This is a genomic window from Streptomyces sp. NPDC018031, assembly GCF_044327625.1.
GTDB lineage: Bacteria > Actinomycetota > Actinomycetes > Streptomycetales > Streptomycetaceae > Streptomyces.
Window position 1 is genome coordinate 26911 of record NZ_JBIRFT010000001.1, and the last position, 10519, is coordinate 37429.

5 protein-coding genes and 1 pseudogene are annotated in these 10519 nt (G+C 75.9%); 4 read left to right on the forward strand and 2 right to left on the reverse strand.

Annotated elements, in window-relative coordinates:
• Window positions 1-4 precede the first annotated feature (4 nt).
• Window positions 5-1564, reverse strand: a complete 1560-nt coding sequence (gene eccB, locus ACH4B3_RS00105) for a type VII secretion protein EccB (protein WP_398460433.1) — start codon at window positions 1562-1564, stop codon at window positions 5-7.
• 395 nt (window positions 1565-1959) lie between these two features.
• On the opposite strand from eccB, the gene eccE reads away from it, so the two are divergent.
• The 4 genes and pseudogenes from eccE (at window position 1960) to ACH4B3_RS00125 (ending at window position 8870) form a co-directional block, all read left to right on the forward strand.
• Window positions 1960-3225, forward strand: a complete 1266-nt coding sequence (gene eccE / locus ACH4B3_RS00110; RefSeq protein WP_398460434.1) for a type VII secretion protein EccE — start codon at window positions 1960-1962, stop codon at window positions 3223-3225.
• 197 nt (window positions 3226-3422) lie between these two features.
• Window positions 3423-4256, forward strand: coding sequence for a hypothetical protein (locus tag ACH4B3_RS00115; RefSeq protein ID WP_398460435.1), 834 nt, complete (start codon window positions 3423-3425; stop codon window positions 4254-4256).
• 282 nt (window positions 4257-4538) lie between these two features.
• Window positions 4539-4661: pseudogene (locus ACH4B3_RS00120) on the forward strand (SCO5717 family growth-regulating ATPase); the annotation flags it as partial.
• 1107 nt (window positions 4662-5768) lie between these two features.
• Entirely contained in the window at window positions 5769-8870 is a 3102-nt protein-coding gene (locus ACH4B3_RS00125; RefSeq protein WP_398461529.1) for an AAA family ATPase, read from the forward strand.
• Window positions 8871-9436: 566 nt separating this feature from the next.
• Here the strand turns inward: ACH4B3_RS00125 and ACH4B3_RS00130 are convergent.
• On the reverse strand, window positions 9437-10441 hold the full coding sequence (locus ACH4B3_RS00130; RefSeq protein WP_398460436.1) for a bifunctional riboflavin kinase/FAD synthetase: 1005 nt from the start codon (window positions 10439-10441) through the stop codon (window positions 9437-9439).
• Window positions 10442-10519 lie beyond the last annotated feature (78 nt).

Below are 10519 nucleotides of genomic sequence, written 5' to 3' on the forward strand. Positions count from 1 at the left end.
CGTCTCAGGAGCCCTGGGGCTGCTGGGCGCTGTTCCTGTCCAGCCGCGGTCCCCGGGAGAGGAACTGCGACCACGTGGCGGGCACCGGCGGCGGCTCGACGTCCCGGTAGCCGAGGCGGATGCGGGCCTCACCTTCCCGTGTTTCGTCGGTGTCGCCGCTCGGTGCGGTGCCGATCCTCGACTTCTCCGCGCTGCTGTCGTTGTTGTTCTGCACGGCGTAGCGCAGCCCGGTGTCGGTGACCAGGAAGAGCGACCCGGTCTCCGACTGGCTGCCCGACACCTGGCGGTAGAGCAGCCCGGTGCCGGGGGTGACGTAGGTGCGGCTGCCGCCCTCCACGATGGTGGCGGGGAATCCGGTGCCGGCCCAGGTGCTGAGCCGGGTGGTGCCGTTGCCGCTGACGTCGCGGAGCACGCTGCACACCGTGTCCCGGGCCCCGGCTCCGGTGGCCGCGTTGACCTGTTCGGCGGCCTGCTGCGGCCACCTGCGGTCATCGGCGAACGGCGCGCCGCTGGCCCGGGTGGCGCTGGGGTCGACGCCCTTGGGGTGGCCGGCTTGGTCGAGCGCGTTGGACTCATCGGAGCCGAGCAGCAGCCGGGCGGCGAAGTCGGACACCGGCGCCACCCTGCCCGGCAGTACGACGTACTGCTGCGGGCCCGCGCCGGTCTCGGTCCGCAGGACCATGCCGACCCTGTCCTCGTCGGGGTCCAGCCCGGCCACCCCGGCCCGGGAGCCGAAGGGGCCGGGTACCTCGGGGAAGGTGATGGGGTCGCCGTCGTGCAGGGTGGCGAGCCAGTCGTCGGTGACACGTTGCGGCCGGCTGCGGTCGCCGACCACGGCCTTGAGCAGCAGATCGTTGTCGCCGGCGGTGGCGGCGGGCGCGTGCCGGCGCCACTGGCCGCCGCTGACCAGGTACTTGGTGCCGCCCGCGTCGACGATGTAGCGGGCCTTGGTGCGCTCGCTCTCGACGTACAGCACCTGGCCGCCCCGGAGCCGCCGGCTGCCGTCGGTCCGCTGCTCCGCCTCGCGCTCGGCGAAGACGAAGGTCGCCTCCTGGACCGTCGTACCGTGGCCGCCCGGCTGCTGGCAGACCGCCCAGCGCTTGGCCTGGCCGGCGTCGCCGGGGCTGGGGAGCCGGTCCGGGGCGTACGGGATGCCGAGGGTGGGTCCGTGCGGCAGGTCTCCGTTGTCCAGCACCTTCTCGTCGACCTTGATGACCTTGCCCTTGCCGGGGTCGAGGAGGAGTTTGGCGGAGGCGAGGTTGAGGACGGGGTGGAGCTGTGCCTTGCCGTTGGTCTTCAGGACCACGTAACGCGTGGTGGACTTGGAGCCGATGATGACGTTGGTGGCCGGGGCGTCCCAGCCCTTGGGCGCCTTGGGCTTGAACATGCCCCACGCGCCGAACCCGGCGAGGATCAGCGCCCCGATGACGAGGCCGGGCAGGACGGCGCGGAGCGGACGGGGGGCGCCCTCCTCGGTTCCGGCGGGTGACGGTTGCAGGAATGCGGCGACCAGCCGTTTCTTGGCGTAGGTGTACGCGTTGAGCTCATCCCGCCGTGATGCCATCGGTGACCGCTTCTCCCCCGGGCCGTGATTGTCAGACCGGCCCCCTACTATGCCGTGTACGAGTCGACACGTTGCGTGCAGGGCGGTCACTGCGCGTCCCGCTGGAGATTCGCAGGGTCAGCGCGGCCGCCGGGCGGCCCGTCGGCCGCAGCGGTCACGGCCGCGTCGGTGTCACGGAGTTGTCGGGGACTGTCCGGTTCGAGGGGGGATGCGGGATGTCACGGGGTGCGGGTACCGCTGTGCCTGCGGCGCGGGGCGGCCACGGCGCGCCGGGGGCGGGCGTGCCGGGGTCCGGCGCGTCGGGGGTGACGGGCACGGGCCGGGCGGAGGGGCCGCCCGGCGGTCGTCCCTCGGCAGGCCCGGCTCCGGCCGGTGGACCGTCGACGGGGCCGGCCGTGCTGCGTGTCGCCTCGCGCCCGGGCCGGTCCGGGGTTCTTCCGCTGCGGCAGATCGTGCTGCTGGAGATCGCGGCCGCGCTGCTGCTGGTGGCCTGGGTGGTCGACGCGCTGCTGGTGGTCCCCGCCGCGGTGGTGGCCGCTCCGCTGGTGGTCCTGGCGGTGGCCCGGCGGCGCAGACGGTCGCTGCCCGAGTGGCTGGGCGCGGCGCTGGCGATGCGACGGCGGGCGCGGAGAGCGCGGGGAGCGGCGGTTCCCGCGGGCACGGACGCCGGACTGGTGCCGGCGGTCGAATGCGATCCGGCGTTGCGCACCCTCAGCTTCCTGGACCGGGAGCGGCGCCCGGTCGGCATGATCGGCGACGGGACGTTCCTGACGGCGGTGCTGCAGGTGGAGCCGCGCGACACGAAGCTGCGGCCACGGGGCGGTGCGCAGGGACTGCCCCTGTCCCTGGTGCACGACGCGCTGGAGGTCGACGGCATACGGCTGGAGTCGGCGCAACTCCTCCAGCAGACCCAGCCCGCTCCGGCGGCGCACCTGCCGGAGCAGGCGGTGGCCACCCGCAACTACGCGCCGTTGCAGGCGGAGACGGGAGCCCCGGCGGTCCGGCTGACGTGGATCGCCCTGAAGCTCGATCCGGAGCTGTGCCCGGAGGCGGTCGCGGCGCGGGGCGGCGGGCTGGAGGGGGCGCAGCGATGCCTGCTGCGCTCGGCCGACCAGCTGGCGAGCCGGCTCACCGGGGCCGGGTTCCGGGCGACGGTGCTCAGCGAGGACGGGGTGGTCGCCGCGGTGGCGGCCGCCGCCTGCGCGGATCCGATAGCGTCCGCGGCCTCCGCGGCCCACTCAGGCGGCGCCGGGCGCACCGGGGCGGCTTCCCGGCGCACCGTGGAGACCTCGCGCACCTGGCGGTGCGACGACCGTCGGCACACGACGTACTGGCTGGGACGCTGGCCGCAGTTGGGGGCGGACACCACCGGCCGGGGCGCGAACGGCCCCGGAGCGATGTCGTTGGCGGGCCTGGTCGCGCGGCTCACCTCGGTACGGGTGCTCAGCACGACGTTCAGCCTGACGCTGAGCCGGGGCGGTCGGCACGAGGCCGTGGTCAGCGGGCACCTGCGGATCACCACGCGCGGCGACGACGAACTGGTGCGAGCGCGACGCGAGCTGGAGCAGGCGGCGCGGACGGCGAAGGCGGGGATCGTCCGGCTGGACCGTGAGCAGGTGCCCGGTGTGCTGGCGACCCTGCCGCTGGGAGGGACCCGCTGATGTCGGTACCACCGTACGGATCGCCACCGTCGACGGGCGGAGGGGAGCATCCGCCACCGGGGACGGCTCGGTCGTCTCCCGCCGCCGGACAGCAGCGGCAGGTTCCTGGGCACGGCCAGGGCGGGCGGGCCCCGGTTCCGGCGGCGGGCCCCGGCCCGTACGTCCCCGCCGCGGCCGCCGCCCCGTACGCCCCGGCTGTGCCCGCGGATCCGTACGCCCCGGGCACGACGGCGGATCCGTACGCCCCGAGCACGACCGCGGGTCCGTATGCCCCGGCGCCGTCGCCGGACGCGCCGGACGCGCTACCGGCGGCGCGGCGCCGGATACGCGGACCGCGCCTCGGCTTCGGTCTCCTCGGGCCGCGCCGCGCCCGGCACAGCGTCTCCGTGGACCGGCTCTCCGCGCTGTCCCTCCCCATCGGCGACGACGGTGTGGTGGCCGGCATCGACCAGCAGGGTGAGCCGGTGATGCTCGGGCTGAGCAGGCCGGTCCCCTTCGACGTGGTGCTCGTCGGCGGACTCTGGACGGCGCAGATACTCGCGCTGCGGACCGCCGGGACGGGCACACGTGTGGCCGTCGAGACGGGACGGGCGCAGTCCTGGGCCCGCCTGGTGCAGGCGGCCGGGGGCGGGCATCCGTGCATGGTGACGCACGAAGTGGGCCGGGTGGCGCCGCAAGGGGCTTCGGTCCGCGGCCCGGTGCTCGTCGTCCGGGACTGCGGCATACGGCCGCCGCGCGGCAGGGTGACGGCGACGCCGTGGCAGTCGGTGCTGACGCTGCTGCCGTATCTCAGCCCGGTGGCCCCGCGGTTGCTGGAACACGCCGGGCTGGTCGGGGTGCAGCGCGTCTCCCCCGACGAGGCGGAGGAGATAGGCCGCGTCATGGCGCTGCCGCGGGCCGATGTGGCGGCGCTGTCCACGCTCCCGGACTGGGTGACTCTCTGGTGCACTCGGGGCTGGCGTCAATATGTGTCGCTGCGGGCGACCGAGGCCGAGTCAGGGCTGCTCGGCGCCCCTCGCCGGGTGGATTGACGCATGGTTTGACGCGTATTGCGGTGTATCGGCCGGTACTTGGTGCAGAGTTCCGTGGACGTGGCGTTCGATTGCCGCGGGTGTGAGACATCGGTCATGCACGAGGGCGGGGGCGGGCCTGCCCTCGCTGGGCTCGTGGTGATTAGTCTTGTTGTGCACGGTGGAGAACCCGTCCACGGGTCCCCGGCGTCATGAAAGGGAAAGCCGAGCGGTCGGAACGCACGACGGCAACGATCGGCCTCGCCCGGGCATACAAGGTGCTCGACCACACCAGGAGGCATTGTGAGCAGCGATCGGGACGAGATCCGCACGGGCGGAACCACACCCGGCGATGATCGGTCCGACGCGGAGGCCGAGCACACCGGCGAGTTCACCATCGACTACAGCACGCCTTCCTGGTACACGCAGGACGCCGCGTCGTCGTCGGCCGCTTCGTCGAGTGCCACCGGTGACCGGGGAGGAGCGGGTGGCGCCGGTGCCCGGCCGGACACCGGCGGGCCGTCCGGTGTGATCCCGCCCCCGCCGCCGCCGACCGGCAGCCCGGTCGCGTTCCCCGGCCCGCCGGAGCCGCCCGGGTTCCCGTCGGCTTGGACGCCGCCCACGACCGCACCGCAGCCGGTGCCCGCGGAGGACGGGACCACCCCGGCCACCGCGGAAGCGGAGGACGGCACCTCCGGGCGGTCCGGCAGCGACGCCACGTCCTCCGCCCCGGACTCGTCCGGTGACGGTGGATCGGCGGCTGCGGACGGGGCCGACGACGAGGCGCGTGCGGGTGGCCCGGGCGCCTGGTCCGCCGCTTCGGTTCCGCCGGCCCCGGTGGTCGGCGGCAGCTCGGCGCCGGACCCGGAGGACGACGCCGCGGAGCGGTCGCTGACGTTCGGTCCGGACGCCGAGGACGACGGGGACGGGGACGCGGACGCCCCCGCGATCGGCGCCACCAACGACCGGACCGCGGACGAGGACACCGGCACGGACACCGACACCGGCACCGACACGGGCACGGCCGCCGGGCGCGACGCGGAGGGCGCACGCACCGGATCGGACCCCACGGGCATCGACGCGCTGCTCGACGCGGTCTCGGCCGACTGGGACCGGCCGGCCCCGGCATCCGGCGCGGCCCCGCTCGCTGCGGACCCGGCGAGCACCGAGGACACCGGCAGCCGTGCCGGTTCCGGTGACCGGGACGACGCCACCGGCGACGCGTCCGGCTCCGCCGTCGACGAGACCGACGCCGACGAGGTCACTCGTGCCGGTGATGACGAGGGACCGACCGGTGACACCGGTCCGGTATCCCCGCCGGCCGGGCACGCCGGTGGCCCGGACGACGGCGATTTCGCGGTGGTGGTGCTCGCCGGACCGGACGCGGACGGCGCCGGCGATGACGATGACGCGGCGGGCCCCGAGCCGCTGGGTGCCGACTCCTTCTCCTTCGGTGCCTCCGGCGGTGACGCGGAGAGCGGCGACGAGCGGCCGGAGGACACCGGCAGCGGAGACGTCGTCTCCAAGGCGACCATGCGGTTCTCCAGCGCCGCGCTCCGTCAGGAGATCGCGGAGCGGTCGGCCGCCCAGGCCGCCCCGGGCGACGCCGGACCGGCCGGCGGCACCCCGCCGTCGGACGGCACCCTGCGCAGCGAGGGCACCATGCAGTTCTCCAGCGCGGCGCTCCGCCGCAAGGTCGCCGAGCAGGGGCCGGAGCCCACCGACGCCGTGCCGTCGGCGCCGGGCGCCGCCCCGGCCGGCGGCGAACCGCAGGACGCCCCGCCGCCGCTCTACGCCTCGCGGGAGAAGCCGGCCGCGGCGTGGACTCCGCCGCCGGTGCCCAAGGGCGGACTTCCGCCGCTGCCGCCGGACTTCGAGCCGGCCGCGCCGCAGCCCGGCCCCGACGAGGCGTCCGGTCAGCCGGCCGCGGCCGGCACCGCCGGAGGCCCGGCGGACACCGGCGCCTGGAGCCCGTGGCCCTCCGGCGAGCCGCAGCCCACCGGCCCCCAGGCACCGGCCACCGGCGCCCAGGCGCAGGGCGGCGGCGCGCAGGCGCCGTCGGCGGGCGCAGCTCCGGGAGGCCCCGAGGCCGTCCCCGGCGCGTCCTTCGCCCAGCAGGCCGCGGCCTGGCCGCCGCCGGCCCCGGGCACCCAGGGGCAGCCCGCGCCCGCCACCGGCACCGCTGCGGGTGGTTACGGCTTCCCGCGGCCGGAGACGGATTCCGCGGCTCCGCAGCAGCACGCGGCCGGCGTCCCGGCGCCCGGTGTGCCGGGGGTCCCGGCACAGGGCGGGGCACAGCCGGCCGGCGGTTACGGCTACCCGCGGCCGGACGCCGGGGACGCCGTTCCGGGGCAGGCCGGGCAGGTCCCCCCGGCGCACCAGGCGGGCCCGGGTGTGCCCGCCGCCCGGACCGAGGCCGCCGCGGCCGGTGGCTACGGATTCCCGCAGCCCGGCGCCGTCGGGCAGCAGCCGGCCGGAAGCGTGCCGGACGTGCAGGGCGGGGCCGCCGGGCCGGGCGCCCACGGCGGTCAGGCGTTCGTCCAGCCCGCCGCCGCCACCGGCCCGGTCGCCGGCCGGCCGCACGATCCGGCCGCCGCTCCCGGGGCGCCGGAGGCGAACACGCACTTCCCGTCGGGGGGTTACGGATTCCCGCAGCCCGGCGGCGCCGCGGGGCAGCCGCCCGCGGCGTACATCCCCGGGCAGCAGCAGGCGCCGGCCGCCGCGCACGGTCAGGTGCCCGGACAGGCCCAGAGCCGGCCGCACGGCCCGGAGCAGACGGCCGGGCAGCCGGGGCCCGCGCAGGCCGGATACGGCTATCCGCAGCCGGGTGACGCGGCCGCCGCCGCGGGGGCGCAGGACCCCCGGAACTCCGGCGCCGCGCAGCCCGCCGCGGCAGGCCCCGAGGCCGGTGCCGTGCCGGACGGTTACGGCTATCCGCAGCAGTCCGCGGCCGCCCAGCCCGGCGCGGCGCAGGCCGGCCCCGCCGACCCGCGCACCGGTGGCTGGCCCACCGTCTCCGCCGAGCAGCGGCAGCGGCCCGGCCAGGGGACGGGTGCCCCGCTCGGCTACACCGCGGCGGTGGAGCTCTCCTCCGACCGGCTGCTCCGCAACAAGCCGAAGCCCAGGAAGCAGGGGAACCCCGGGGGCTCCCGCTTCAAGATCGGCGGCCGGAAGGAGGAGGCCGAGCGGCAGCGGAAGCTGGAGCTGATCCGGACGCCGGTGCTGTCCTGCTACCGGATCGCGGTGATCAGCCTCAAGGGCGGTGTCGGCAAGACCACCACCACGACCGCGCTGGGGGCCACGCTCGCCTCCGAGCGGCAGGACAAGGTGATCGCGATCGACGCCAACCCGGACGCGGGGACGCTCGGCCGCCGGGTGCGGCGGGAGACGGGTGCCACGATCCGCGACCTGGTGACCGCCATCCCGTACCTCAACAGCTACATGGACATCCGGCGGTTCACCTCGCAGGCGCCCTCCGGCCTGGAGATCCTCGCCAACGACGTGGACCCGGCGGTGTCGACGACGTTCAACGACGAGGACTACCGGCGCGTCATCGACGTGCTGGGCAAGCAGTACCCGATCATCCTCACCGACTCCGGCACGGGCCTGCTGTACAGCGCGATGCGCGGAGTGCTCGACCTCGCCGACCAGTTGATCATCATCTCCACCCCGTCGGTGGACGGCGCGAGCAGCGCGAGCACCACGCTCGACTGGCTCTCCGCGCACGGCTACGCCGACCTGGTCGCGCGGAGCATCACCGTGATCTCCGGGGTCCGCGAGACCGGGAAGATGATCAAGGTGGAGGACATCGTCTCGCACTTCGAGACGCGCTGCCGGGGTGTGGTCGTGGTGCCGTTCGACGAGCACCTGTCGGCCGGTGCCGAGGTCGACCTGGACATGATGCGGCCCAAGACCCGCGAGGCCTACTTCCACCTCTCCGCCATGGTCGCCGAGGACTTCACCCGGGCGCAGCAGGCGCAGGGGCTGTGGACCGGCGACGGCACCAGCCAGCCGCCGCCGCACATGGCGCCGCCGATGCCCGGCCAGGGCCAGCCGGGCGTCCAGGTACCGGGGCAGGCCCAGCCGGCCCCGGCCGGGTACGCCGGCCACCCGGGTGCCGGCCAGCAGCCGCAGCCGGAGCAGCCGCACCAGCCAGGGCAGCAGGTCCCGCCGGCCCAGCCGTACCCGTACGCACAGCAGCAGATGCAGCCCGGGCAGCAATACCAGCCGGGGGCGCAGCAGTTCCCGGCGGGCCAGCAGCACCAGCCCGGTCACGTCGGCCAGCCCGGTCAGCCGTACCAGGCGGGGCAGCCGTACCCGGGGCAGCAGGCACAGCCGTACCCGCAGGGGCAGCAGGCACAGGGGTATCCGCAGGCGCAGCAGGGGCAGCCCGGGGTGCCGCAGGGCGGCTGGCAGCAGCCCCAGCAGGGCGTGCCCGCCCAGGGTGCCGCGCCGGTGCCCGGTCAGCCGTACGCGCCGCAGCCCGGTCACGCCTGGCCGCAGCAGGGAGAGCAGGTACCTCACCCGGGGCAGGGACAGCCGGGCGCCGCGGCCCCGCAGCCCGGCGATCCGTCCGGGGCCGGGACCGGTGACGGCTACGGGTTCCCGCAGCCGCCGGCCGCTCCCCAGCAGTAGCGCTCCCGGTGGCCCGGCCGGGCCACCGCGACGGCCGCCGCTTCCGTGGAAGTGGCGGCCGTCTGCTGTCTGCTGTCGGCACCGGTGCGGTTCCCGGGTCGCGTCTCCTCGGCGACCGGTCGGTGCCTACGCGGCGGGCCGGCCGGCCGCGGGGGTCGTCCGGGAGGCCGCGGGCCGACTGTCGGGCCGGTACGCCGGGGTGGCCGGCCGCCCACGGCGGACCGCACGGACCGGGCGGCCGGGGCCGGGGCGACGTCCGGCTACGGCGCCGGGAGCCGGATACCAGGGGAACGCCGGGCGACGAAGCCGGGGACGGGGCCGGGGCCGGGGCCGGGCGAACGTCCGGCTACGAAGCCCGCAGCCGACGGGCCGGGGGCCTGGCGAACGTCCCGCTACGAAGCCGGAAGGCCGGCGGGCCGAGGCCGGGGACCGGGAGGCTCGGCGAAGTCAGGGAAGGCCGAGGCCGGTGGCCAGGCGGAGGTCCCGGTACGGAGCCGGAGAGCCGGAAGGCCCGGAGGCCCGGCGAACGTCCGGCGACGGAGCCGGGCGTGGGGCCCGGCCGACCGTCACTCGCCGTCGGCGGGCTTCGCGGCGCCGGTGTCGCCGGTGACCGGGCGGGCGGCCCCGTCGGCCGCCTCGACCAGTTCACGCGCCCGCTTCACATCGATCGCCATGCGCTCCAGCAGCGCGTCGATCGACTCGAACTTCTCCTGACCGCGCAGGTACGCGAGGAACTCCACCTCGACGTGCAGGCCGTACAGGTCGAGTCCGACCCGGTCGATCGCGTACGCCTCGACGGTCCGCTCCGTCCCGTCGAACTGCGGGTTGGTGCCGACGGAGATCGCCGCGGGCATCCGCTCCCCGGCGGCCGTCAGCCAGCCGGCGTAGACGCCGTCGGCCGGGATCGCGGTGTGCGGGAGCGTCTCCACGTTCGCCGTGGGGTAGCCCAGCTCACGCCCGCGCTGCGCACCGCGCACCACCACGCCCTCGACGCGGTGCGGGCGTCCCAGGACCTCCGTCGCGCCCTCGACATCGCCCTCGGCGACCAGCCTGCGGGTCAGGGTGGACGAGAACGGCTCGCCACCGCCGGCCGCCCCGCGCTCGTACAGGTCGATGACCTCGACCTGGTAGTCGTAGGTGGTGCCCAACTGCTGGAGCAGGGCGACGTTTCCGGCCGCCTTGTGGCCGAAACGGAAGTTCGGCCCCTCCACCACCAGGCGCGCGTGCAACTTGTCGACCAGGACCTTCACCACGAAGTCCCCCGGTGCGAGTTGCGAGAACTCGGGGGTGAACGGGATCACCAGCACCGCGTCGACCCCGAGGCCCGCCATCAGCTCGGCGCGCCGGTGGTGCGGCGCGAGCAGCGGTGGATGGCTGCCCGGGCGCACGACCTCGCTCGGGTGCGGGTCGAAGGTGACCACGACCGCCGGTACGCCCAGTTCGCGGGCGCGCGCCACCGCCCGGCCGATGATCAGCTGGTGCCCGCGGTGGACCCCGTCGTAGGAGCCGATGGTGACGACGCTGCGTCCCCAGTCCTCGGGGATGTCCTCCAAGCCACGCCAGCGCTGCACTGTGCCCGCTCCTCGCCCGAACTTCTGTCTGTGAATAACGCAGGTCTAAGACTGCCATGCCCACGGCCCGGGGCCGGC

What these genes read in the sequence shown, in the direction of transcription:
- ACH4B3_RS00125 (WP_398461529.1), top strand. Translation starts at nt 5,769, where the DNA reads ATGCGGTTCTCCAGCGCCGCGCTCCGTCAGGAGATCGCGGAGCGGTCG.
- eccB (WP_398460433.1), bottom strand. Translation starts at nt 1,564, where the DNA reads ATGGCATCACGGCGGGATGAGCTCAACGCGTACACCTACGCCAAGAAA.